Genomic DNA, 23923 nt, shown 5'->3' on the forward strand with positions numbered 1-23923 from the left:
AATAATAAATAAAAGATACTCCCTAAACTAGAGAGTATCTGAAATAGATTATTAAACTACTGGCTCGTCTGAACCCCATTGCTTCTTCTCTTTTTTCTTCACTGTCGTACCTTTTTTGCTCATTTCGCGCACTTTTAGTGTATACCATAGTTGTGCTGCAATACAAATGGAGGAATACATTCCCGTTACTAATCCAATGAGTAAAGCGATTGAGAAATTTCGAATTGCTGGCGCACCAAAAATTAAGAGTGCAACAACAACTACGATTACCGTCAATACTGTATTTACGGAACGTCCCATCGTTTGACGGAGGGATTTATTGATGATTTCGGCAAGTTCTTCTTTCGATTTGATTTCGCCTTTATGGTCGATATTTTCACGAATACGGTCGAAGGTAACAATCGTATCGTTTATGGAATAACCGACAATGGTTAAAATTGCTGCAATGAAAGTTATGTCCACTTCTAAGCGCAATACGCTGAAAATTGCCACCATGAAGAATACATCGTGTAATAGTGAAACAATTGCACCTACACCCATTCTCCATTCGAAACGGAATGCCACATAAATGACAATACCAAGAGCGGCAAAACTTAGAGCGTAAATCGCATTTTTAACGAGTTCACGACCAACTGTTGGAGAAACTGTACTTACATTTGGTTCATGACCGTAGTCTTCCATCACTGCTGATTTTAAATCTAACGTTTCTTGTTGCGTGAAATCTTTTTTATAAGTGGCAACAGCAGTATCTTTATTTTCACCACTTATGACTAATTCATCTGCTGGGAATCCGATTTTCTCTAAATAATCGGCCATTTCTTCTTGGGTCGTCGGCTCATTTGAAAGTATTTCAACTCGCGTACCACTTGAGAAGTCAATGCCTAAGTTTAATTTAAAGATTCCAAGCATTACAACCCCGATCAACAAAATAATCATTGAAATAGCATAAAACTTTTTGCGGTTATGAACGAAATCAATGCGATCGAAGTTTGTTGTTAAATCTAATGTTTCTACACCTTCTGAAGCGTCATGAATTTTTGATTTTCGAACACCATAGAAGAATGGATTATCGAATTTGCCACTCTTAATGAGTAATCCAAGTAATACACGTGATAACCATACTGATGTTAAGAAACTTAATAAAATGGAAATAATTAACGTTGTCGCAAAACCTTTAACTGAGCTTGTACCAAAGTAGAAAAGTACAACCGCAGCTAGTAATGTTGTTAATTGTGCATCTATAATCGCGCTTAGTGATAGTTTAGATCCCATTTGGAATGCTTCTTTTGGTGATTTACCAACACGTATTTCTTCTCGAATACGCTCTGCTGTTAAAATATTCGCGTCCACAGCCATACCAATACCAAGTACAAGAGCTGCAATACCTGGCAACGTTAATACTGCACCAATTAAATTTTGAATAAGCAGTACTAAATAGGCAAATACCGTTAACGTGATAATCGAAATAAAACCAGGTAATCGATAGTAAAACAACATAAAGATGAAAATTAATAGAACACCAACAATACTAGCGAATACAGTGCTATTTAAAGCTTGTTCCCCAAACTGAGCGCCCACTGATGTTGCATAAATTTCTGTTAATTTTACAGGAAGTGCCCCCGCATTTAACATACTTGCCAAATTTTTCGTTTCCTCAACAGTAAAATTCCCTGAAATCATAACGTCTGTTGTATTTAAAGTTTCTTTTACAGACGCTGCTGAAATAAATTTCGGATCAGGCTTTGTTGCTTCTTCTTTATATGAGTCTTCTCCTTCAACAAAATCCATCCAAATAACAAGTAAGTTCTGACCTGGTGGCATTTGAGAAATTTTCGATGTAATGTCTGCAAATTTTTGTGCATCTTTTAACGTTAATGTAACGATTGGTCGATTTTGTTGGTCGAAGGAAGCCGCAGCACCGCCTTCTTTCAAATCAGAACCGTCTAACAGTAAATTATCGTTTACATCACGAAATGTTAAATTCGCCGTACTTGATAACATTTCCCGAGCAGATGATTGATCGTCTATTCCAGCAAGCTGAACACGAATCCGATTCTCACCTTCAACCTGAATACTCGGCTCGCTGACACCGAAAGCATCGATACGCTTTGATAAAGCGGTCGTCGTATCTGCTACGATACTTTGAGTAATTTTTTGCCCTTCTTTTAAGGGTTCAACTTCATACAAAACTTCAAATCCGCCTTGTAAGTCAAGTCCAAGTTTTACATCTTTTAATACTCCTTTTACTGTGAAGCCCATCGCACCAAAAAGTACGATTACAGCCAGTACAAAGGAAACGATCCGGCTTTTTGAATTCATTGATAAATCCTCCTTGATGCAATGTACAATAGCTTGTACATACATAAACACGTGCAAGCATATCTTTACAATAATCTCTTGAATTAGTACTCCGAAATTTTTTTCGTGATATTTCCACCAAATGAAGAATAAACTTGGAGTGGATAAGCTCAATCGAAATTATTGCAAAAATATACCTTTCCTTTTCTTATGTAACAAACTAATTATGAAACACGAAAGTCAACCTGTCAAACCGAATCTATACATTTTCTTTGTCAGAATTGTTATTATTTGTAGGATTTAATAATTCTCTCAATTCTTCTTGATTTACTTCAGAAAACCAATTTGTGCTTTGGAATTGTTGGATTTGCAAATAATTCACGATTTCTGAAGCTTTTAATGAAAAAATTGTTGATACGGCTTCATGAATTCGAATTTCATCCAAATTTTTCTTTCGCCACTTTTTTTGAAGACAATAATTCCAAATTTCTTCAATCGTAATACCTTCATACCCGTTTAAGTTCATTTCTTCTAATTTGCTCTTAAGCACAGGCAAAACTTTTGAAAATAAGCGCTCATGTTCGACCATAGGCAAATCACTCCATCGTTCTGTATTAACTGTTTTTAGGAAAGCATACAAATATTGTAACGAATAATAGAATAATTGAGAAGGGATTGTATGGATGGCATCATTTGTTAGAGGAACTATTTTTCTCACAGTTGTCATTTTTTTGTCAAAACTATTCGGTTTTATTTATAGAATGCAATTTATGAGGGTAGCTGGCGAAGAAGCTGTTGGAGTTTATATGACTGCCTATCCAGCGTATATTTTCTTCGTTTCAGTATTACAGCTAGGCATCCCTATTGCTGTAGCGAAAGTAATTGCAGAACTATATGCAAAACGCCAAATTGGACAACTTCATTCCGTCATGAAAACAGCATTTAGATGGTCAATTTTATCCATTATCTTATTTACACCGATTCTTATATTATTTATTCCATATTTGGCAGAAACGCTATTACATAATAAAGGAACAAAAATTACGCTATATATTGCGTTAGGGGCTGTACCAATTATTGTATTTTCCGGTTTAATTCGAGGATACTTACAAGGTATTGCCATCATTTCAGCAACAGCCTGGTCCCAAATGATCGAACAGCTGGTACGCATCGTTTTAATCTCTTTAGCATTGCCATTTTTCGTTGTGCCGGACAACCCTGAATTAACGGCTGCATATGCAATGGCAATTACTGCAGTTGGTGAATTTATTTCGTTTATTTATTTATACATTCATTATTTCATGAAAAAGAAAAAACTAAAAAAACCCTCCTCACAAAAACCATATCCGGCAATGCCTTTACTGCGTATTGCCGTTCCAAGTGCAGGAAGCAGATTGTTTGGTACATTCACATGGTTTTTGGAACCAATCGTCTTTTTGAAGGCATTAACCATTGCAGGACTGACAGCTGCAGGAGCAACGACTTTATACGGAATTATTTCTGGTGTACATGTACCGTTATTATTATTCCCTTCTTTTATTCCTAATGCTTTAGCGATCGTTTTAATTCCAGCAGTGAGCGATGCTGTAGCAAGGAGTAATACAAGGTTACTGAATAATCGCATTGGAGTAAGTTTACGCCTTTCATCCATCATTGGTGCCTACGCTGCGACATATTTCTTTTTGCACGGTGATGAACTTGCTATGCGGCTCTTTCACTTAGAGGAGAACCGTGGATTTATGAAAATTTTAGCTCCAATTTTCTATTTTTATTATATCCAAAGCCCTCTACACTCCATTTTGCAAGCAATGGATGAAGCAAAACCTGCCATGATGAACTCCATTTATGGCGGAATCGGGAAATTATTCGTCATGTTTGTACTAGCATCTCAACCATTTATTCAAGAATATGGTGCAATTATCGCAATTGGATTTGGTGTATTAGTAACATCTTTTTTACATATGGCAACACTACGGGCGCACAAAATGATTAGTTCCGGTTTCCGATTCTTTGCAATTCCTTATGTGATTTTTATTCTTACTTGTATTATTCAAAGTTATATTTTCAGTAAAATTTCCTTTAATTTTTGGACAAATAGTGCTTTAACCATTATTGTTTTAACAATCTTTCTACTAGTAACAAATCAATTAAAATGGAGCGATTTTCGATTTTTACGTTCCATTCTTATTCGTCGACTTTAATTGTACGTGCAAATCGTAATTTTCATAACAACAATAAAAAATGTCTTCCGGCTTTTCATAGCCCTTCTTTTTTAAGTTTTCCAACAGCCATTCTCTATCTTTTTCAAGGAATTTTAGATGCCGATCTATTATATATCCATCAACAATCAGTGGAAAGATGAGCGGGTCATCATCTTTTAAGAAAATCGATAGTCTACCAGACGGTTCAAGAAATGCATATTTAATTTGCTGTACGGAAGGAATGCGTTCTTCACGCATTTGTTGAAATAAATCGTCTAAATTATATCGTTGCTTTCTCATTTCTTCTTGATTAATAACACCATCTTCCACAATTATCGATGGATCTCCATCAATTAAATCACGGATTTTCTTACTTTTTAATGCAATCAACGAATTTAAATACTGGATGGCGAGCAAAATAAGAATTGGAAAAACATTTTCAAATAACGGTTTATCTAAATCATCTAAAGCAAAAGCAACACATTCAGCAATGAGCACAAATACCACTAAATCCATAATGCTTAGTTCGCCTACTTCCCTTTTACCCATGAGGCGAAAAACGACAAGCACGAGCAAATATAAAAAGACCGTTCTGAAAAGAATTTGTAAATACACTTCCATACATCCCACATCCTTTCTTTCCTATTGTTGGCCAAGCGATTGTCAACTATACAAAAAAAGGGCTGTCCAGAAAGTCAATCACTTTCTGAACAGCCCTACTCCTTACTAGTAATACTCTCTTAAAAAACTTTGCTCCTCTGGTGGTCACAAAACGCGCATCCTCGCCGCAATTTATCTGCAGCTAAGCATGTGCGACAGCCGCAAAGGGCGTCTTGAAATGACTTTTCAGACGCCCCCTTTTATTCGTTGTCTATGGATTAATCGTTGATAACTCGTCCAATTGCTTGACGCTCAAATTTTAAGCGAGTTTTGCCATCAACTAGAAGATATACAGCAGAATCTTCTAAAGCATCTACTTCACCGTGAAGTCCACCGATTGTTACGACTTTATCTCCACGCTTTAAATTATTTTGCATTTCTTGTGTCGCTTTTTGTCGTTTTTGAGCCGGACGAACTAAAATAAACCACATTGCAACAAACATGATAATGATTGGTAATAAATTATATAATGTTTGCATCCAGTATATCCCCCTTTCTATCTCTCACCTCATAAGTATAGTATAAAACGAAGGTAAAAATCGATTTTATTTTCTATTTTATTAGAAAAATTTCTTAAATTATTCAAAGTTTGCTTCTTTGCTTAAAAGTTTTTCGCATTTGGTTTATTAAATCCATATTGCTCAAAAAATTCATTGCGGAAATCAAGCAATCGATCTTCTCTAATTGCTTGTCTTACTTGTTCCATCAATCTCAATAAGAAATAAAGATTGTGGTACGTTGTCAGCCTCAATCCAAAAATTTCTCCAGTTCGAATTAAATGACGAATATAAGCTCTTGAGTAATTTTTACATGTATAACAGTCACAGTTTGGATCAAGTGGTCCGAAATCTTTTGCATATTGAGCGTTTTTAATAACTAGACGGCCTTGGAAAGTCATTAGCGTTCCATTTCGAGCAATTCTCGTTGGCAATACGCAATCAAACATATCAATGCCTCGTATTGCTCCTTCAATTAAAGCATCCGGAGAACCTACCCCCATTAAATAGCGTGGTTTATTTTCAGGAAGTAGCGGTGTTGTAAATTCTAACACTCGATACATCACATCTTTTGGTTCACCTACGGACAATCCACCTACAGCATATCCAGGGAAATCCAATTCTACAAGAGCTTCCGCAGATCGTTTCCTTAAGTCTTCAAATTCTCCACCTTGTACAATACCAAATAACCCTTGTTCTTTTGGACGTTGGTGCGCTTCTTTGCATCGTTTCGCCCAACGTGTTGTTCGATCCACGCTCTGTAACATATATTCATAAGTTGCTGGATATGGTGGACATTCATCGAACGCCATGATGATGTCCGCCCCTAAATCGTTTTGAATTTGAATGGATTTTTCAGGGCTTAAAAATAGCTTATCTCCGTTTAAATGGTTCCTGAAATAAACCCCTTCTTCTTCAATTTTTCGAAGGTCGCTCAACGAAAATACTTGGAATCCACCTGAATCGGTTAATATAGGACGATCCCAATTCATGAATTGATGCAAGCCGCCTGCTTCTTTTACGATTTCGTTACCAGGTCTGAGCCATAAATGATACGTGTTGGATAAAATAATGCCCGCGCCCATCTCTTTTAACTCTTCAGGTGACATCGTTTTCACCGTAGCTTGGGTTCCAACGGGCATGAATGCTGGTGTTTCAAAGGAACCGTGTGGCGTATGGACAATTCCTAGCCTTGCTCCTGATTGTTTACATGTTTTTATATGTTCATATCGAATTGCAGGTTGTGTCATTTGTAAATTCCTCTCTTCATCTAAAGTATAAACAGTACTTCGATTGTTGAGTGTTATGCTTTTGGCCGAATAAACATCGCATCACCAAAACTGAAGAATCGATATCGTTCTTTAATCGCTTCACTATAGGCATGGAAAATCGTCTCTTTTCCAGCCAATGCACTCACAAGCATTACTAAAGTTGATTTAGGTAAATGGAAATTCGTAATTAAACCATCAATACATTTAAATTCATAGCCTGGATAAATAAATATATCTGTCCATCCTTGTTCCGCTTTGATTTTGCCATCATATTTGGAAGCGACAGTCTCAAGGGTTCTTGTAGATGTAGTACCGACTGCTATGACATTGCCACCTTGTTCTTTCACTCGATTAATCGTTTCAGCAGCACTTTCACTTATGCTATAAAATTCTGAATGCATTTCATGTTCTTCGACTGTTTCACTGCTTACAGGTCTGAATGTTCCAAGACCAACATGAAGGGTAATAAAGACAATTTCAACCCCTTTATTGCGAATTTTTTCAAGAATTTCTTCAGTGAAATGAAGTCCTGCTGTTGGAGCTGCTGCAGAGCCAATTTCTTTTGCATAAACTGTTTGATAACGCTCTCGATCTTCCAATTTTTCATGAATATATGGTGGTAATGGCATTTCACCTAATTTTTCTAACACTTCATAAAAAATGCCCTCGTAACTAAACTCAAATATTCGTCCACCATGCTCAAGAACGTCCGTACAAGTCGCACGCAACAATCCATCGCCAAAAGAAATTGTCGTGCCTATTTTTACCCTCTTTGCAGGTTTGACTAATGTCTCCCATCTATTCTTTTCCAATTGTTTTAACAATAAAACTTCGATATGAGCTCCCGTTTCTTCTTTTATGCCAAAAAGTCGAGCCGGCATTACACGGGTATCATTCAATACAAGACAATCACCCGCATTAAGCTCATCTACAATATGAGGAAATTGATGATGTTCAATTTCTTTTGAAAAAGGATTTACGATCAGCAATCTACTTGCTGCACGATCTTTTAGTGGTGTTTGAGCAATCAATTCTTCTGGTAAGTTGAAATCAAATTCTTCAATTTTCATACATAACTTCCTTTTACTTTGTTTCATCGTAATAAGTATAACCAAGATGTTCAAAAGCTAATTTTGTCGCCACACGTCCTCGTGGCGTACGTTGAATAAATCCAATTTGCATTAAATATGGCTCGTACACATCTTCTATCGTGATGCGTTCTTCTCCGATGGAAGCCGCTAATGTATCTAATCCAACGGGTCCACCATTAAATTGTACAATCATACTTCTTAGTAATTTATGGTCGATTTGATCTAAACCGTATCGATCCACTTGAAGTAATTCAAGAGCTTGTTTCGCAAGATCAAGGGTTATCGCTCCATCCCCTATTACTTGTGCATAGTCTCTTACCCGCTTCAACAAGCGATTAGCAATACGAGGAGTTCCGCGGGAACGCCTTGCAATTTCCTCTGCAGCTCTGTCATCAATCTCAACTTCAAACAGTTTACTACTTCTTTTTACAATTTCAATTAATGAATGTTCATCATAATAATCAAGTCTTAATAATACACCAAAACGATCTCGTAAAGGAGCTGATAAAGAACCTACCCTTGTTGTAGCTCCTACTAATGTAAAAGGCGGCAAGTCCAATCGGATAGAGCGGGCGTCATGCCCTTTCCCAACGACGATATCTAGGCAAAAATCTTCCATCGCTGGATACAGCACTTCTTCAATTGCTCGGGAAAGGCGATGAATCTCATCTATAAAGAGGACATCCCCAGGCTCTAGTGAACTAACAATAGCCGCTAAATCTCCTGGTCGTTCAATTGCAGGCCCACTTGTAAGCCGAATGTTTACATCCAGTTCATTTGCAATCACATTAGCTAGAGTCGTTTTTCCCAATCCAGGCGGGCCGTATAGCAACACATGGTCTAACGATTCTTGTCGGAATTTTGCCGCTTCAATAAAGATCTTTAAGTTATCTTTCACTTGATGCTGCCCGATATATTGAGAAAGCCTTTGAGGTCTCAAAGATAATTCAATTTGGTTATCCAATTCATTTGCTTCACTTGAAACGATTCGATTCACTTGCCGCCCTCCTTGTTACTTTGTCGTTAACAAAAGTTTTAATGCATATTTCATATAATTTTCCGTCGTTTGTAAATCTTCCTTTTCACTTAATAAAGGCTTAATTTTCTCTAATTCTTTTCCGGAATATCCGAGTGCATGAAGAGCCAACATTGCTTCTTCTAATTCATGTTGATATGGATTCACACCAAATAGCGGCAGTTCATCTTCAGCACTTGGAAGTTTCACTTGCTCAAGGAGCGAACCAAGTTTCCCTTTTAAATCTAGAATCATTTGTCTAGCAGTCTTCTTCCCGACACCAGGAAATTTCACTAAATACTTTTCATCTTCCATTTCAATGGCTGTAATAACATGCGAAGGATTGCCACTTGCTAGAATTGATAACGCACTCTTTGGTCCGATACCGGAAACTTGTATAAGTTTTTTGAATAATTCTCGTTCTTCTAACGTTTTAAAACCATACAATTGCTGAGCATCTTCTCTTACATGCATATGTACAAATACTCTTTGTTTTTCCTCATTCACACGAAAAGCAAACGGATTCGGAGTGATGATTGCGTATCCAATCCCGCTCTGTTCTAAGACGACATATTCAGGTGTAATGCGCGTCACTTGTCCAATGATATAATCGTACATTTTCATTCCTCACATTCGGAGTGTCGGTATAAACACAATATTGAAACAAAAGAAAGACCGTCTTTTATGACGGTCAACTATTTACTATTCTATTTTATATTAACATAATCTCGTATTTTATCCTACTTCAAACATTTCTTGAATTTTATCAGTTGTTGCCATCAGTTCAGGCCAATGCCTTAACGCCTTTTCTGTAAATGGCATTATATATTCTAAGAAAGCATCTTTCTCATAATCACCTAGATGCAAGACATATTGCCATTCTCTTAACAGTTCATTAGGGTATTGCAAGTAATGTAATTTTGAAAGACAAATTTCCCTTAAATATTTATTTTCATTTAATAATGTTTCAATATCATAATCTACATTTGGTAGTGCCCGGTGCATCCATAAAATCATCTCTTCCGCCGCATCGCCAACAACCGCTAAATCAAAATCAATTAATTTCATTCCATCTCTTGTCATTAAAAAATTGTGGTGCACAACATCGCCATGTAGCAATGTCATCTTTGTTGGAAAAGAACCTGGGTTTTGACGTATCTTTTTTAACGCTTTATTCGCATAGAGAACAATATCGTAATATTGATGACGCAAATATTTTACCAGCTCATTTTCTTGCAATAAAAACCGTTCAAGTCTAGCATTCCATTTTTGAATGAGTTTCTGTTTTGGAATGACAGAATAATGGCTCCATTCAATCTGTTCATTCGTTTCGTGTAATGCCTTTAGTATCTTCACTGCTTTCTTTCTATGTTTTGTCTTGGAAAAATCCGCGCTATAACTATTCTTTTGCCAACTTTGAACAAGCAAATAAGGCTCTTCTGATTTTTTTAATGGAATGATATAAGGAAACTGAATTTTTTCTAATTCTTCATGAATTAGTGCTACTTTTTCAAATACATGAAATTGATCATATTTTTTTATGAATAGTGTTTCGTTACCTGCATGTTGCTTCCAAATATTATTTTTAATTTGCATTTAGTATGACCACGGTTTAAAATGTGGTGCACAAGGATTTATTCTCGGTGGATAATATTGCTGCATACTTGGGTCGAATCCTTGATTCATTTGTGGATACATTGATTGTGGCATAGATTGAAACATCGGTGGATACATCCCTTGATTCATAGGATGATATCCTTGTGGCATTTGATAATAGTCGTATGATGGCATTGTTGCTTGTTCAAAAACATTGTAGTCCTGATGTCCTTCTTGCATTTGACTACTATAATCCTGACTCAATGTTTTTTCCCCTTCTTTTTGCTCATCTTGTGAAGTAGATTCAAAGAGCCAATCTGTATCATCATTCTGAGTTGTCTGATATTCTGTTGCCATTTGTGTCATCATAGGATTTTCTGCTTCACTTCCGTCATACATTCCTGCTTCGTACGGGAAGCTGTATTGCATATCCGGAGCTGGTTGGCCGGAGTATGGCATACCTTGTGAATAATCCATTCCATATGGCATCATTTGTTGATAATCCATTCCATATGGCATTGGATATTCAGGGCATGGAGGCAACATATGTTGGTTTGTGAAATACGGTTGAGCATGATGTTGCATATGGTCTTGCGCTTCTCTACAACCGCAACGCTCTACTTTGTGCGGTTTACAGTTGCAAGGATGTTGCGGCATGCATGGAATAAAAATAGGTTGTGGCACCGGAACATATTCAATGTGAGTTTGAGGAACCGGTACATATTCTTTCTCTACTACTTTTTCCTTCTCTTTTTCCGTTTCTTCTTTCATTCCTTCTGGTTGTGGAATTTTGATGAAAATCGGCTGTGGCATAACTGGTTGTGGGATTGGCATTATTTGTGGATGTTGCATGTGTCGTTGAATATTCAGATGTGGTGCAAAATCAAAGTGGAATTCTGTCTTTTCGTGTGGATGCATTTGTTGAATCGGCATCGGAACAATTTGTGGTACTGGTGGTGTTGGAGGAATTTCCGGCAATTTCATTTCTTTTTCTACTGGTTGTTTTTTCGGTGGTGTTTCGATTGGTTTGGCTTTCGGTGGAATCTCTACTTTTTTATCTTTTGGCGGTGTTTCAATCGTTTTTGCTTTATCTGGCATTTCTTTATGTCCATACGAGTGTTTCTGAGTTAAATGATCATCTGGTAAAATAATTTCCATACCAGGCACAATATAATCTGGATTTGCTAAATGTGAATTTAATCTTTTTAACTCCTCAAAATCGATACCATATTGCTTAGCAATTTTCCAAAGAGTATCTCCTTTTTGAACAATGTGAGTTCGCACAAACATCCTCCTTTTCTCGTTTTATAATATGACAATGAATCAAAAAAGACACAAAAATAATTCCCTTTACTACTCCTCGTGTTAAACTATGTTTAACAGGCTTATCCGTATACACATTATTTTATTAGGAGGTGTGATTGTATGAAAAAAATGCTTGGTGAAGAACGGAGAAATGAATTGCTAAATATCCTAAAGAATTCAAAAGAGCCCATTACAGGTACACAATTAGCAAAATATGCAAATGTTAGTCGACAAGTGATTGTTAACGACATGAATTTATTAAAAGCGCGAAATGAACCGATTATTGCAACAAGCCAAGGATATTTATATATGAATCAAGACGATACAACGGCTTTATTTGAAAAAAAAATTGTTTGTATACATAATGCTGAAGAAACAGAAGATGAATTGTTGACGATTGTAGATTGTGGGGTAACAGTAAAAAATGTAATTGTTGAACATCCGGTGTATGGAGAAATTACAGCTTCGATGATGTTATCATCCCGCATTGACGTAGAAAAGTTTCTTCAAAAAGTGAAGGAAACAAATGCAACTTACCTTTCTGTCTTAACGCAAGGAACCCATTTACATGTCATTTCAGCGCCGACAAAAGAACAAATTGAAGTAGCCGAAAAAAGGCTGCGTGAAAAGGGGTATTTGATAGAAGAATAGTTCTTTAAAAAATTGTTGAAGGAAAAGTAATAGGCAGAACAATTATTAAGAATTAAGGCTGGTTAGAAAACAATATTACTTTCTACCAGCCTGTTTATGTTTATATGAATCTTTCCATATCTTCTTTATTTGGTATTTTACAAGATCTCTTTTTTCCAAAAATATAACGATGTTTTGCAATAAAATCGTAAACTGTATCCCGAAGAATAGGTGGGAATATCATCAATATAGAAAAAACTTTCCAAAACCCTTCTAGCCCTAGAGAAATGCGCAATACGGCCGATGATTTCGCATAATAACGTTGATTTTCAATTAAAATCATGCTATTTAAATCTTTTGGAACTTGATACTGATTACATAACAATTTTCCTACTTCACTTTGTAGAGATGCAAACTGAAATTTTTTTTGAGGGTCTCGTTTCATGATAAAATGAACACTTCGACTGCAAAAGTTACACTCACCGTCAAATAAGATGATTGACTTCAACATGATCACTCCGATGCATTATATGTATAATAAGTTCCGAGTGATTTCACTTTACAGCCAAGAGCATGTAACTCCTCAAAGGCTCCTCTCATCATCGGTTCACTTTCATCTGCAAGCACATCAATAATAAAGAAATAGTTTCCTAATCCCGTTTTTAGTGGTCGTGATTCAATTTTGCTCAAGTTCAATTTTCTCCAGGCAAAAACCGAGAGCACTTGATGCAACGCTCCGGAAACAACATCTTGAGGCAACGTCAACATTAGCGTCGTTTTCGGTTGACCATCTGATTTTTCGATTGGTAAACGAGTATTGTGCTTTGATAATACAACAAATCGAGTATGGTTAAAATGGAAGTCATGAATATTGTGTTCCACAATTTCCAATCCATACTTTTCAGCAGAAGACGCATTGCCGATTGCTGCAATACATTTATCAGGATTCTCAGCGACCATTTTTGCCGCCTGCGCAGTGGAGGTAGTTTGATGCAACGGAACATGGCTAAAACGATAAAATAAATATTTATGGCACTGAGCTAAAGCATGTGAATGGGAATAAATACCCTCTAGTTTTTCCCAATTATCTTTTTGCGCTTTATTGACCATTAAATGCTGTTGAATTTTTAATTTAATTTCCCCGATGATATATAAATTTGCTTCATGAAATAAATAATCAATTGTTAGTGGTACACTGCCTTCTAAAGCATTTTCCAAGGGTACAACCGCATAATCCACTAAATCATTTGTTACTGCGTCAATGCACTCTGGAATCGTTCGATAAGCAATGTTCCATTCATTCGGGAAAAGTGAATTTGTTGCTAAGTACGTAAATGAAGCTTCCGGTCCTAAATAGGCAATCCGGTACTTCCATTCATTGTTTGCCACCATTAAGCCTCCCATCAATCAATAAATGGCTTATTTTAAAGAATGAGTTATAATGCCCCCGAGCTTATCACTTCAGCAGACTCGACAAATTCTAACTCATTCATTTTTTTGATTAATTCATTTAAGTCCATCATCATACTTGTAACGTCTAGTGATAGGGTAACATTGGCACGACCTTGAATCGGAATGGTTTGATGAATGGTTAATATATTGCAATGAGCTTCAGTAATAATTTCCAATACTTTTGCTAATGTTCCTTTTTGGTCTTGCAACTGAATAATCATCGTTAAAATTCTTTCTTTTACGATGGAGTGAAAGGGAAAGACAGCATCCCGATATTTATAGAAGGCACTTCTAGAAAGATCCACTTGCCTTACCGCATCCCATATGGAGTTGACCTTTCCTGTCTCCAACAATCGCTTTGCCTCTAATGTTTTTTGCATGGCATCGGTGAGCACGTCTTCCCGCACTAAATAATAGCGTTGTTCAGCAACATTTTTCATCACCATCCCCCCTACTATTCCACAAATTCGAATTCATAATCTAAAATGCGTACTGTATCTCCGTCCTTTGCACCTCGTTCTCTTAATGCATCATCCACACCTAAATGACGAAGCTGTCTTGCAAATCGACGAATCGATTCATCACGGCTGAAGTCAGTCATTTTAAATAATCTTTCAATTGTATATCCACTAAGCACATATGCTCCATCATCATCTCGAGTAATTTCAAATTCTTGCTCTTTCGCCTCGTGTTTATATAAAACAGTTGCATCACTTTCTTCAACTATATCATGCAGTTCAAAGTGAGGAGTTACTTCTAATAGGTCTGCAATTTCATGTAATAATGGTTTAAGCCCTTTTCGCGAAATCGCTGAAATTGGAAACACTTTTATGTCGTCGCCAATTTTCTTCTTAAATTCAACTAAATTTTCTTCTGCACCAGGCATGTCCATTTTGTTCGCTACGACAATTTGAGGTCGTTCTGTAAGGCGTAAATTGTATTGTTTTAACTCCTCATTTATCGTCACATAATCCTCGAATGGATCGCGTCCTTCCATTCCAGACATATCGATAACATGCACAATTACTCTAGTTCGCTCAATATGGCGCAAGAATTGCATCCCTAACCCCACACCTTGATGGGCTCCTTCAATTAAGCCCGGTAAATCTGCCATGACAAAGCTGCGACCATCATCTGTTTCAACTACTCCTAGATTTGGAACAATCGTTGTAAAATGATAGGCACCGATTTTTGGCTTTGCTGCGGAAACAACGGAAAGCAGTGTCGATTTCCCAACGCTAGGGAATCCTACAAGTCCAACATCTGCTAATACTTTCAATTCCAATATAACATTTAATTCTTGCCCAGGTTCTCCTTTTTCCGAAAGTTCAGGTGCAGGATTTGCTGGTGTGGCAAAGCGCATATTTCCTCGGCCACCTCTGCCCCCTTTTGCAATAATAGCGCGTTGTCCATGTTCAACTAAATCCGCAATGACGTTTCCAGTTTCTTCATTGATCACTACCGTTCCAGGTGGAACTTTTACAATTAAATCTTTTGCATTTTTTCCATGCATCCCTTTACTCATACCATTTTCGCCTCGGGGTGCTTTAAAATGGCGGTTATAGCGGAAATCCATTAATGTACGTAATCCTTCATCCACTTCAAAGACGACATTGCCACCATTTCCGCCGTCTCCACCAGCTGGACCACCATACGGTACATATTTTTCACGGCGAAAGGCAACCATTCCATCTCCGCCATCTCCGCCCTTAACATATATTTTTACGTGATCTACAAACATAATTTCACTCCTTAAAGGTTAAAACATATTTCCAATCATTTATGGATTCTTTTTCAGTGGTAATGTCCAAATTGTTACTATATTTCTCCGAGCTAAAAGGTTTAATATTCCATTTTCCATGTAAATCAAAGGTGATTCGTAAGATTTCCTCTTTGGATTCAATCGTAAGCAACAACTCTTGTTCACTGTATGGATCTAAATGAGGATAAACATGTTGAATCGTCTTTTCTAAGTATTCTACAGTTTCTTCATCTTTTTTCACCTTTGGAGCAGTCGTTCCATCTATTTTTAACTTTAATTCAATAGAGGGAAATCGATAATGAAAAGTTTGAATCCATTCAACGGTTTTAGGACAATTTAATCTATTTAAAATTGATAATGATTTATAATGATTACAGTAATTTTCTATAATCTTTTTTGCGTCATCAATTCGATTTAAATCTAAGTTCATTTTAATTAATTGCAACTGATTAATAAAATCATGATTAGCTGCTCTTAATATTTCATTGACAGTTAGCTTAGTCAATTTCCCCACTCCCATCCAATAATGCTCGGCAATACCTATTTAAGTATAGCAATTTTTTCTTTATATTTCTTCTATTGGAAGGAGTTTTTTTAGATAGAAAAAAGGACTGCATTTGCAGTCCTTTCATAATCAATCAAATTATGCTTCTTGTGCAACAGGGTATACACTTACTTTTTTCTTATCGCGCCCCATACGTTCGAAGCGTACAATTCCGTCAATTTTAGCGTAAAGTGTGTCGTCTCCACCGCGGCCTACGTTAGCACCTGGGTAAATTCTTGTACCGCGTTGACGGTAAAGAATTGAACCACCAGTTACAAATTGACCATCCGCACGTTTTGCACCAAGGCGTTTTGCTTCAGAGTCACGACCGTTCTTAGTAGAACCTACCCCTTTTTTAGAAGCGAAAAATTGAAGGTCTAATGATAACAAGTATTTCATTGTGTTCCACCTCCTACTTGCCTGTAGTTGATTTGGATATATTGACCGTAATTTTGTACCATTGAATAAACTTGTGCAGTCATTACTTGCACAATCAATTGTAATTTTTCATCTACTTCTGAATCTATATCCGTTGGCAAGTCTACTTTTAAGTAGCCTCCACCTTCATTTGCCTGCTCGATTTTCGGTTCAATATTTAATAGTGCATAAATAGCATTGACCGTACCAATCGCAATGGTCGATGCACCTGCACATACTAAATCTTTCCCTGATTCATCGTATTCAGCATGTCCAGAAAATTCAAAGGCAGATACACGGCGATTTTCGTCGTGATGTAGGGTTACCGTAATCATCCGGTCACCTCTTATGCGTTGATTGATTCAATTACTAATTTAGTATAAGGTTGACGGTGACCTTGTTTACGACGATAGTTTTTCTTAGGTTTGTATTTGAAAACAGTGATTTTTTTACCACGGCCTTCTTTCACAACTTTCGCTGTTACAGTTGCGCCTTCAACAGTTGGAGTACCAACTTTCACTGTTTCGCCACCAACGAAAAGAACTTTATCGAAAGTTACTACCTCGTTTGGCTCAACACCTAATTTTTCTACGTAAATTTCTTGTCCAGCTTCAACTTTATACTGTTTTCCACCAGTTTCGATAATAGCGTACATTACTTGCACCTCCTCTAGTCTAAGACTCGCCTGTAAGAAAGGTGATCATCATGATACTTTATAACCTTTCCAGAGCGGTTGTAGCACAGGTGCTACAAACAATAACATATGAAATGTTATCATACTGAATGTGTTAAGTCAATCGATTCAATACATATTTTTCAAAGGCGATTCGGTATTTTCGATAACGCCATTCTTGTATGATATGAAACCATAAGAAAATACTAAGAACAAATAAAAATAGTGTTTTTGGCAACAGAATAAATGTAATGATTACCGTCAACGTAATTAGTATGAAAGAGATTGCTAAAAACAATTCATATACTTTCGCTTTTTTACAAAAAAGTAAAATAAGCGCGAAAACAATTCTTCCTCCATCGAGAGGCCATACAGGTATTAAATTGATGCACAATAAAACGATCTGAATTTTTATAAAAGGCTTGGCCAATAAAGGATCTAGAAAGGGAGCCATCAACATACAACAAAATGTAGCGACAGGTCCTCCTAAGCTAATAAGGAGTTGCTTGTGAGGCGACAACGAGTAGCCACCTTCAAGTTCAATTTCCCCACCATACGGCATGAGTACACATCGCTTGACTTTTACCCCTAACAGCCAAGCCATTAGAATATGTCCAAATTCGTGAATTAATAATGAAGTTAGAATAAGTGCATAATAGGAAACATTTCCATAAAGTATCATGCCAAATAAAAGGGGTAAAAATAATGGATGAATCGTCATACGCATCATGGTCGCATATGCTCTTTCATCCATAGTAATGTTTCTTCTAAATTAAGAATGTTCCCATCCTTCTCTACTTGAATGTACAAATCCCCTGGCTCTTTTTTCCCGATTGTGCCTCCTCTTTCAATAGATGTGTAAGGCAACAATGAAAAAGAATCCACATTTCCATAAGTCACAGTCGTATCATCCTCATAATATACTGAAATCGTTTTCCCCGTATCTTTTGAATATCCCGTATATACGACTAGACCATGATCAATCGCAATTAAGGGTACCGATTCTTCGTAGGTAAATAAATACCCTTTGAAGTATGGCTTAACTTGTACAAATGTTAATAATTCTTGATTAATAGGCTCTGAGGAAACAGCAATCGTGTCATGTGCTTTCTTATCAAATATCTCCCTTAAAACATTTCTCATGAACGTTAAATCTTCAGAACTATATACAATTTTTTTCACATCAATGGAGATTCTTCCCGTTTCATGTAAGAAGTTACCAATCAGCACACCGGTACAAAGCAAAAATGAAGCAATCCATTTCCATTTTTTGTTCATACCCTCATCCATTCTCATTTTTCCTTAGTATATGAAAAATATGAAAATACGATTCTATATGTTGAAAAATGAGAATAAAGGGATGAATAATAAGACTGCTCAAAAAGTTAACATAAGTTGTTGATTCTTTCTCGACTTTGCGGAAATCAATTTAAATTGCTATCCACAAAGCTTCAGAACCCTTTTTGTACAGTCTTTTTTCTCCTCTGTATTATTTTGAAAAGATTGAAATTAATTTTCTAAATACTCCTTTATGCTGTTCTTCAAGCGTCATCAATGGAACCGATTCTCCTAAAATTCTTCTAGCGATGTTACGATACCCCAATGAAGCTTTATTATTTGGATCCATCACGATTGGCTCACCCTTATTTGAAGAAGCAATAACGTCCTCACAATCGATTATAATTCCTAATAAATCAATGGATAAATGCGTTGTAATTTCATTGATGTCCATTGCATCACCTTGGTTCATTAAATCTTTTCGAACTCGGTTAATGATAAGCTTCGGAGGATCAATTTGCTCTTGTTCGAGTAAACCGATAATTCGATCTGCATCACGCACTGCAGAAATTTCTGGAGTTGTAACAACAATAGCGCTATCCGCACCAGCTACAGCATTGCGATAACCTTGCTCTATCCCTGCAGGACAATCAATTAAAACATATTCAAATTCTCGTTTTAATTCTTCAATTAAACTTTTCATTTGCTCAGGTGTCACGGCATTCTTATCAGTTGTTTGGGCAGCTGGCAGTAAAAATAATTTATCGTCTACACGTTTGTCTTTTACTAAAGCTTGATGAATTTTGCAGCGCCCTTCAACCACATCTACTAAATCGTAGATGATGCGATTGTCTAAACCAAGAACAAGGTCTAAATTTCTGAGGCCAATATCCGTATCCACTAAGCATACTTTTTTCCCTTGAAGTGCTAGAGCAGTACCTAGGTTAGCTGTTGTTGTCGTTTTGCCAACTCCGCCTTTACCTGAAGTTATTACAATAGCTTCCCCCACATTAGCTACCTCCTTTTGTGTTTAGTAATGGTCGTATATTTCGCACTTCTTGTAATCGATCATATGAAATATTTCCATTTTTATTTATATATGCAAATAATTGCTCTGCATGTTCTTTTATTATTGGTTTTTCATTCGACATCACTTCAATCACATCTGCTATGTAAACATGAGTTGGTTCGAACCATGAGGCAGCTACAATGGCCTCACGATTTCCGTCAATCCCTGCATGAGCGATGCCTTTTAATTTTCCCAATACGAATATATTTCCACCAGCTTCAATTTTTCCATTTGGATTGACATCGCCAACAATAATAATATCACCTGGCGCTTGAATGACTTGTCCTGAACGAACAATGCCTACATATGTATCACATTGATTTTCTTGAATTTTTGCATTGTTTTCATCCACTGTAATGACATTGCTAAACACTTTCGATACGACCATTTTACCAGGTTGCTCAATAATTTTAATTATTTCTTGTTTTTGATGTTCAAGAAGGTAGCGATAGCCTAAATCGAGAGAGACATTCACTCTACCATCAATTCCACCTTCTGATACTTTTTTCTCAAGTTCTTCAACCAGTTCTGCGTAGGCGCACTGATCATCAAGCCGAAGCACTAAACCGTCTTTTGTCCCTTTCATATGGACAAGCTGTTTTTTCATAAGAGTGACACCTCTCGCTTGATTAAAATTAAGATAGTTCGCGAGCTTTTTGCAATACTCGCGCATCTATTAAATATTTAAATGCCCAACCAAGCATAATTAAGTAGAGTAAATTAGCTAGAATTGAAGGGATTAATCGAATCAATAAAAACTCTTTAAAAGGCAAAGTGGTAAATTGAATAAAATGGAAGAAATAGTATAAAATAAGTTCCATCAATGCAACTAAAACTACTGACAGAATTGTCGTAATACTTAAATGTTGGTGGATATATTTTACAGACCAACCAGCTGTATAGCATACCAGTGGGTACAACACAGTGTATAAACCAATGATATCAATGTAAAACACATCGTACAAGAGTCCAAAAAACAAACCGTACGTTACCGCACGTTTGCGACTGTAATAAATAGAAATAAAAATTAAATAAAGTATAAGAAAACGAGGAACTAAATAAATTATCTCCCCGTTCCATTCAATCGGTGAGAACAATGCGAATTCAGGTTCTAATAAAAATAATACAATTGCAATAAAGGGAATCGTTAAGCGGATCCACATTATTCTTCACCCTCACCCGGTATGCCCGTATTATTTGTTAAGTCTGCATTTGTTCCATCACCATCAGAACCGTCGATGACCGTTGCACTACGCTTTGCAATAATGACTTCTTCTAACATTGAAAAATCAGCAGATGGACGTATATATGCCATTTTCGTTAAACCAAAGTCTTCCGTTGTCACTTCTGTAATTTCTCCAATGAGTATTCCTTTTGGGAAAATACCTCCTAAACCTGAAGTAACAACTTTTTCACCTACACTAATTTCTATACTGGAATCAATTCTTTTTAATATTAATTCATTACGCTCTTCGTCATATCCTTCAATTAAGCCAAAAGCGACCACTTTTTCACCTTGAACCATTGCTGAAACTCGGAAATTTGGATTGTTTGTATACAATAATTCCACTTCAGAAGTAAAAGGAGTAACTAAGCTTATTTTACCAATTAATCCTTTAGTCGTCATAACCGCCATGTTTTGCTTTACACCATGGGAAGAGCCTTTATTGATAATAATTTTTTCTTCCCACTGATCAGGATTTCTTGCAATGACTGTTGCACGAAGCGGATCGTAATCTCGTAAGCTATCTTTTTTTTCCAATAGTTCCCGCAATTGTTCGTTTTCCGACTTTAAAGTATTTACTTCTGCCTGTAAAACTGCAAAATCTTCCAACCTCATTTTCAAGCGCTGGTTTTCTTCATAAGTATTTAATAATGATTGAATATTATAAAAGATACCTGTTATGTAATTAGCTGGCTTAGCAACAACACTTTGTGCTAAGCCAACTGAATCTTTAATGAATTGTTCGGGGAGAGTCGCATTTTGACGATCGCGTAATGAAAAGCTGATCAATGCCACAAGTAAAATCATACCAACTAAAAGTATAATGAGTTTTTTGTTCGAAAAATGTGGCATTGCTATCCCCCCTTATTTTTTCAACTGCTGAGATCGAATTAAATCAATATGTTCTAACGCTTTTCCTGTACCTAACGCAACACAATCTAACGGATTTTCAGCAATAAATACAGGCATTTTTGTCTCGTCACTTATTACTTTATCAAGATTTTTTAAGAGCGCTCCACCACCTGTAAGAACGATTCCTCGTTCCATGACGTCTGCAGAAAGTTCTGGTGGGGTTTTTTCTAATGTTTTCTTCACACCATCAATTATAGCTGCAACGGCTTCTTTTAATGATTCAGAAATTTCACTAGCTGAAATTTCAATTGTTTTCGGTAACCCTGTCAATAAATCTCGGCCACGAATTTCCATCTTTTCATCCATTTCATCAACACGTGCTGTACCAATTTCCATCTTAATCTGTTCTGCTGTTCTTTCTCCAATCGTTAAGTTATATGTTTTACGGATATAGCTTATGATTGCTTGATCCATTGCATCCCCAGCAATTCGAACAGATTCGCTTGTCACGATGCCACCTAAGGAAATAACGGCAACCTCCGTCGTTCCTCCTCCTATATCAACTACCATAGAACCAGTTGGATCCCAAACTGGAAGTTCTGCACCGATGGCAGCTGCAAAAGGCTCTTCAATTGTAAAGGCTTCTTTTGCTCCTGCTTGGCGAGCTGCATCAATAACTGCTCGCTGTTCAACAGAAGTAATACCATATGGTACACAAATCATCACATTTGGTTTTTTCCAATTTGAACTAGAATTTTTCAACGCCTGCTTTAAATAATATTGAATCATCGCAGTCGTAATATCGAAATCTGCAATAACACCATCTTTCATTGGTCGAATAGCTACTATGGAGCCAGGTGTACGACCAATCATATTTTTCGCATCATTTCCGACTGCAACAATATCACCTGTTTTTGTATTTTTCGCCACAACAGATGGTTCACGTAACACAATTCCTTTTCCTTTAACAAAAACTAAAGTATTCGCTGTACCAAGGTCTATACCTACATCTTTTTGTCCTAATCCAAACAAGTTTTGTACTTCCTTTCTATTTACGCCTTTCTTTCTCTAAGACTGTCCAAAATCATAAGTTTTATTATAGCGGATAATGTCGAAAAATTATAGTGTTACAAATAGTTTTTACCCGCTTTGCATGCAACACATATAATTTTCGCATTTATCATTGTATTGTGAAATAGCGATTGAAACAATGAAAAAAACATTATTTGAAATTACAATCTCATTACAAATCCACCTTTTATTAGACGAACTTTACGAAAACAGGTTCGTTGAAATAAAATCGTCACGAAAAAAGCCGAAAATCCAAAAAAATGGGGGACTTTCGACTTTTTTGGAATCAACCTGTCATATTTGACTTATGAATTAAATATAACCTTGCTCTTTTAAACTAACGTATTGATGATCACCAATAATGACATGATCAATTAGTTCTATTCCAATTATAAATCCCGCTTCCTGAAGCCTTTTTGTCACTTCAATATCTTCGGGACTTGGTGTTGCATTCCCACTCGGATGGTTGTGGGCACAAATAATTGAAGCAGCTGAACGTTTCACAGCTTCTTTAAATATTTCACGGGGATGGACGATGGACGAATTCAAGCTTCCAATGAAAATCGTTTGCTTATGAATCACCTGATTTTTCACATTTAAATACAATGCTACAAAATGCTCTTGTTGTAAAGAGCCTATTTCAGGCATCAAAAAAGATGCGGCATCTTTTGGTGAGCGAATCGTAAAGCGTGAATCCATTTGCTTTTGAGATAGTCTTCTACCTAGCTCAATTGCTGCCAATAATTGCACCGCTTTCGCTTGACCAATTCCTTTTATTGATACAATTTCTTCCAACGTAGCATGTTTTAATTCATGTAATTTTTCAAAATAATTGAGCACACGATTTGCCAATGATAAGACCGACTCTTGCTTCGTACCCGTTCTCAATAAGATAGCAATCAGTTCTTGGTTTGATAAGCTCTGCGGCCCCTGTTTTATTAGCCTTTCCCTCGGACGATCATCGATATGTAAATCGCGTATCATCAAATCAGGAAAAGTGCCGATGGACATATCAT

The 23923-nt window shown here is 36.6% G+C and carries 28 protein-coding genes and 1 other annotated feature; of the genes, 2 read left to right on the forward strand and 26 right to left on the reverse strand.

Annotation, left to right across the window (positions count from 1 at the left end):
* Positions 1-51 precede the first annotated feature (51 nt).
* Entirely contained in the window at positions 52-2319 is a 2268-nt protein-coding gene (gene secDF, locus UtA1_RS12310; RefSeq protein ID WP_016838389.1) for a protein translocase subunit SecDF, read from the reverse strand.
* 238 nt (positions 2320-2557) lie between these two features.
* Positions 2558-3016, reverse strand: a complete 459-nt coding sequence (locus UtA1_RS12315; RefSeq protein WP_232019839.1) for a post-transcriptional regulator — start codon at positions 3014-3016, stop codon at positions 2558-2560.
* On the opposite strand from UtA1_RS12315, the gene UtA1_RS12320 reads away from it, so the two are divergent.
* Entirely contained in the window at positions 2982-4499 is a 1518-nt protein-coding gene (locus UtA1_RS12320; RefSeq protein ID WP_016838391.1) for a putative polysaccharide biosynthesis protein, read from the forward strand. The genes UtA1_RS12315 and UtA1_RS12320 overlap by 35 nt on opposite strands.
* Here the strand turns inward: UtA1_RS12320 and UtA1_RS12325 are convergent.
* The 8 genes from UtA1_RS12325 to UtA1_RS17855 all read right to left on the reverse strand — a co-directional run bounded on the left by UtA1_RS12325 (position 4470) and on the right by UtA1_RS17855 (position 11919).
* A complete protein-coding gene (locus UtA1_RS12325; RefSeq protein WP_016838392.1) occupies positions 4470-5120 on the reverse strand; it encodes a DUF421 domain-containing protein in 651 nt (216 codons plus the stop codon). The two genes, UtA1_RS12320 and UtA1_RS12325, sit on opposite strands and share 30 nt — an antisense overlap.
* 257 nt (positions 5121-5377) lie before the next feature.
* Positions 5378-5638, reverse strand: a complete 261-nt coding sequence (gene yajC, locus UtA1_RS12330) for a preprotein translocase subunit YajC (RefSeq protein WP_016838393.1) — start codon at positions 5636-5638, stop codon at positions 5378-5380.
* 122 nt (positions 5639-5760) lie between these two features.
* Entirely contained in the window at positions 5761-6906 is a 1146-nt protein-coding gene (gene tgt / locus UtA1_RS12335; RefSeq protein WP_096551335.1) for a tRNA guanosine(34) transglycosylase Tgt, read from the reverse strand.
* Positions 6907-6959: 53 nt separating this feature from the next.
* Entirely contained in the window at positions 6960-7997 is a 1038-nt protein-coding gene (gene queA, locus UtA1_RS12340; RefSeq protein ID WP_096551337.1) for a tRNA preQ1(34) S-adenosylmethionine ribosyltransferase-isomerase QueA, read from the reverse strand.
* A gap of 13 nt (positions 7998-8010) precedes the next feature.
* Positions 8011-9015, reverse strand: coding sequence for a Holliday junction branch migration DNA helicase RuvB (gene ruvB / locus UtA1_RS12345; RefSeq protein ID WP_096551339.1), 1005 nt, complete (start codon positions 9013-9015; stop codon positions 8011-8013).
* A gap of 15 nt (positions 9016-9030) precedes the next feature.
* Entirely contained in the window at positions 9031-9651 is a 621-nt protein-coding gene (gene ruvA / locus UtA1_RS12350; RefSeq protein ID WP_096551341.1) for a Holliday junction branch migration protein RuvA, read from the reverse strand.
* 117 nt (positions 9652-9768) lie between these two features.
* Entirely contained in the window at positions 9769-10629 is an 861-nt protein-coding gene (locus tag UtA1_RS12355) for a phosphotransferase (RefSeq protein WP_016838398.1), read from the reverse strand.
* Complete coding sequence (locus UtA1_RS17855) at positions 10630-11919, reverse strand: LysM peptidoglycan-binding domain-containing protein (protein ID WP_408647290.1); 1290 nt, start codon at positions 11917-11919, stop codon at positions 10630-10632.
* A gap of 135 nt (positions 11920-12054) precedes the next feature.
* Here UtA1_RS17855 and UtA1_RS12365 point away from each other — a divergent pair, with 135 nt between their 5' ends.
* Positions 12055-12585, forward strand: a complete 531-nt coding sequence (locus UtA1_RS12365) for a transcription repressor NadR (RefSeq protein WP_016838400.1) — start codon at positions 12055-12057, stop codon at positions 12583-12585.
* 100 nt (positions 12586-12685) lie between these two features.
* On the opposite strand, the gene UtA1_RS12370 is transcribed toward UtA1_RS12365, so the two are convergent.
* The 16 genes from UtA1_RS12370 to radC form a co-directional block, all read right to left on the reverse strand.
* A complete protein-coding gene (locus tag UtA1_RS12370) occupies positions 12686-13075 on the reverse strand; it encodes a thiol-disulfide oxidoreductase DCC family protein (RefSeq protein WP_331854511.1) in 390 nt (129 codons plus the stop codon).
* 2 nt (positions 13076-13077) lie between these two features.
* Entirely contained in the window at positions 13078-13953 is an 876-nt protein-coding gene (gene pheA, locus UtA1_RS12375) for a prephenate dehydratase (RefSeq protein WP_096551343.1), read from the reverse strand.
* A 47-nt stretch (positions 13954-14000) separates the two neighbouring features.
* Positions 14001-14456 (reverse strand): ACT domain-containing protein, encoded by a 456-nt coding sequence (locus tag UtA1_RS12380; RefSeq protein WP_016838403.1) that lies wholly within the window; start codon positions 14454-14456, stop codon positions 14001-14003.
* 14 nt (positions 14457-14470) lie between these two features.
* Complete coding sequence (gene obgE, locus UtA1_RS12385; RefSeq protein ID WP_016838404.1) at positions 14471-15757, reverse strand: GTPase ObgE; 1287 nt, start codon at positions 15755-15757, stop codon at positions 14471-14473.
* Positions 15758-15761: 4 nt separating this feature from the next.
* Positions 15762-16283: a Spo0B domain-containing protein gene (locus UtA1_RS12390; RefSeq protein WP_172597873.1), complete on the reverse strand. Its 522-nt coding sequence runs from the start codon at positions 16281-16283 to the stop codon at positions 15762-15764.
* 138 nt (positions 16284-16421) lie between these two features.
* A complete protein-coding gene (gene rpmA, locus UtA1_RS12395) occupies positions 16422-16712 on the reverse strand; it encodes a 50S ribosomal protein L27 (RefSeq protein ID WP_026019082.1) in 291 nt (96 codons plus the stop codon).
* Between the two features lie 5 nt (positions 16713-16717).
* A complete protein-coding gene (locus tag UtA1_RS12400) occupies positions 16718-17074 on the reverse strand; it encodes a ribosomal-processing cysteine protease Prp (RefSeq protein WP_016838407.1) in 357 nt (118 codons plus the stop codon).
* 11 nt (positions 17075-17085) lie between these two features.
* The gene (gene rplU, locus UtA1_RS12405; protein ID WP_016838408.1) at positions 17086-17394 is read right to left on the reverse strand and encodes a 50S ribosomal protein L21; all 309 of its coding nucleotides are present in this window, start codon (positions 17392-17394) and stop codon (positions 17086-17088) included.
* Positions 17395-17406: 12 nt separating this feature from the next.
* Positions 17407-17484, reverse strand: a sequence feature (ribosomal protein L21 leader region).
* Positions 17485-17527: 43 nt separating this feature from the next.
* Positions 17528-18166, reverse strand: coding sequence for a M50 family metallopeptidase (locus tag UtA1_RS12410; RefSeq protein WP_232019840.1), 639 nt, complete (start codon positions 18164-18166; stop codon positions 17528-17530).
* On the reverse strand, positions 18139-18690 hold the full coding sequence (locus UtA1_RS12415) for a peptidoglycan DD-metalloendopeptidase family protein (RefSeq protein WP_026019083.1): 552 nt from the start codon (positions 18688-18690) through the stop codon (positions 18139-18141). Before UtA1_RS12415 ends, UtA1_RS12410 begins: the two co-directional genes overlap by 28 nt.
* 211 nt (positions 18691-18901) lie before the next feature.
* The gene (gene minD / locus UtA1_RS12420) at positions 18902-19699 is read right to left on the reverse strand and encodes a septum site-determining protein MinD (protein ID WP_016838412.1); all 798 of its coding nucleotides are present in this window, start codon (positions 19697-19699) and stop codon (positions 18902-18904) included.
* A gap of 1 nt (position 19700) precedes the next feature.
* Positions 19701-20366, reverse strand: coding sequence for a septum site-determining protein MinC (locus tag UtA1_RS12425; protein WP_096551347.1), 666 nt, complete (start codon positions 20364-20366; stop codon positions 19701-19703).
* A gap of 28 nt (positions 20367-20394) precedes the next feature.
* A complete protein-coding gene (mreD, locus tag UtA1_RS12430; RefSeq protein ID WP_016838414.1) occupies positions 20395-20922 on the reverse strand; it encodes a rod shape-determining protein MreD in 528 nt (175 codons plus the stop codon).
* The gene (gene mreC, locus UtA1_RS12435) at positions 20922-21836 is read right to left on the reverse strand and encodes a rod shape-determining protein MreC (RefSeq protein ID WP_096551349.1); all 915 of its coding nucleotides are present in this window, start codon (positions 21834-21836) and stop codon (positions 20922-20924) included. Before mreC ends, mreD begins: the two co-directional genes overlap by 1 nt.
* Positions 21837-21848: 12 nt before the next feature.
* A complete protein-coding gene (locus UtA1_RS12440) occupies positions 21849-22868 on the reverse strand; it encodes a rod shape-determining protein (protein WP_096551351.1) in 1020 nt (339 codons plus the stop codon).
* A 351-nt stretch (positions 22869-23219) separates the two neighbouring features.
* Entirely contained in the window at positions 23220-23918 is a 699-nt protein-coding gene (gene radC, locus UtA1_RS12445; RefSeq protein ID WP_016838418.1) for a RadC family protein, read from the reverse strand.
* Between the last annotated feature and the right edge of the window lie 5 nt (positions 23919-23923).

This window comes from Ureibacillus thermosphaericus (assembly GCF_002370195.2).
GTDB classification, from domain to species: domain Bacteria; phylum Bacillota; class Bacilli; order Bacillales_A; family Planococcaceae; genus Ureibacillus; species Ureibacillus thermosphaericus.

Coding starts and splice junctions, on each gene's coding strand:
- secDF (WP_016838389.1), bottom strand. CDS start 2,319: ATGAATTCAAAAAGCCGGATCGTTTCCTTTGTACTGGCTGTAATCGTA.
- UtA1_RS12320 (WP_016838391.1), top strand. CDS start 2,982: ATGGCATCATTTGTTAGAGGAACTATTTTTCTCACAGTTGTCATTTTT.
- UtA1_RS12325 (WP_016838392.1), bottom strand. CDS start 5,120: ATGGAAGTGTATTTACAAATTCTTTTCAGAACGGTCTTTTTATATTTG.
- yajC (WP_016838393.1), bottom strand. CDS start 5,638: ATGCAAACATTATATAATTTATTACCAATCATTATCATGTTTGTTGCA.
- tgt (WP_096551335.1), bottom strand. CDS start 6,906: ATGACACAACCTGCAATTCGATATGAACATATAAAAACATGTAAACAA.
- queA (WP_096551337.1), bottom strand. CDS start 7,997: ATGAAAATTGAAGAATTTGATTTCAACTTACCAGAAGAATTGATTGCT.
- ruvA (WP_096551341.1), bottom strand. CDS start 9,651: ATGTACGATTATATCATTGGACAAGTGACGCGCATTACACCTGAATAT.
- UtA1_RS12355 (WP_016838398.1), bottom strand. CDS start 10,629: ATGCAAATTAAAAATAATATTTGGAAGCAACATGCAGGTAACGAAACA.
- UtA1_RS17855 (WP_408647290.1), bottom strand. CDS start 11,919: ATGTTTGTGCGAACTCACATTGTTCAAAAAGGAGATACTCTTTGGAAA.
- UtA1_RS12365 (WP_016838400.1), top strand. CDS start 12,055: ATGAAAAAAATGCTTGGTGAAGAACGGAGAAATGAATTGCTAAATATC.
- UtA1_RS12370 (WP_331854511.1), bottom strand. CDS start 13,075: ATGTTGAAGTCAATCATCTTATTTGACGGTGAGTGTAACTTTTGCAGT.
- UtA1_RS12380 (WP_016838403.1), bottom strand. CDS start 14,456: ATGAAAAATGTTGCTGAACAACGCTATTATTTAGTGCGGGAAGACGTG.
- obgE (WP_016838404.1), bottom strand. CDS start 15,757: ATGTTTGTAGATCACGTAAAAATATATGTTAAGGGCGGAGATGGCGGA.
- UtA1_RS12400 (WP_016838407.1), bottom strand. CDS start 17,074: ATGATTACGGTAACCCTACATCACGACGAAAATCGCCGTGTATCTGCC.
- rplU (WP_016838408.1), bottom strand. CDS start 17,394: ATGTACGCTATTATCGAAACTGGTGGAAAACAGTATAAAGTTGAAGCT.
- UtA1_RS12410 (WP_232019840.1), bottom strand. CDS start 18,166: ATGGATGAAAGAGCATATGCGACCATGATGCGTATGACGATTCATCCA.
- UtA1_RS12415 (WP_026019083.1), bottom strand. CDS start 18,690: ATGAACAAAAAATGGAAATGGATTGCTTCATTTTTGCTTTGTACCGGT.
- UtA1_RS12425 (WP_096551347.1), bottom strand. CDS start 20,366: ATGAAAAAACAGCTTGTCCATATGAAAGGGACAAAAGACGGTTTAGTG.
- mreD (WP_016838414.1), bottom strand. CDS start 20,922: ATGTGGATCCGCTTAACGATTCCCTTTATTGCAATTGTATTATTTTTA.
- mreC (WP_096551349.1), bottom strand. CDS start 21,836: ATGCCACATTTTTCGAACAAAAAACTCATTATACTTTTAGTTGGTATG.
- radC (WP_016838418.1), bottom strand. CDS start 23,918: ATGTCCATCGGCACTTTTCCTGATTTGATGATACGCGATTTACATATC.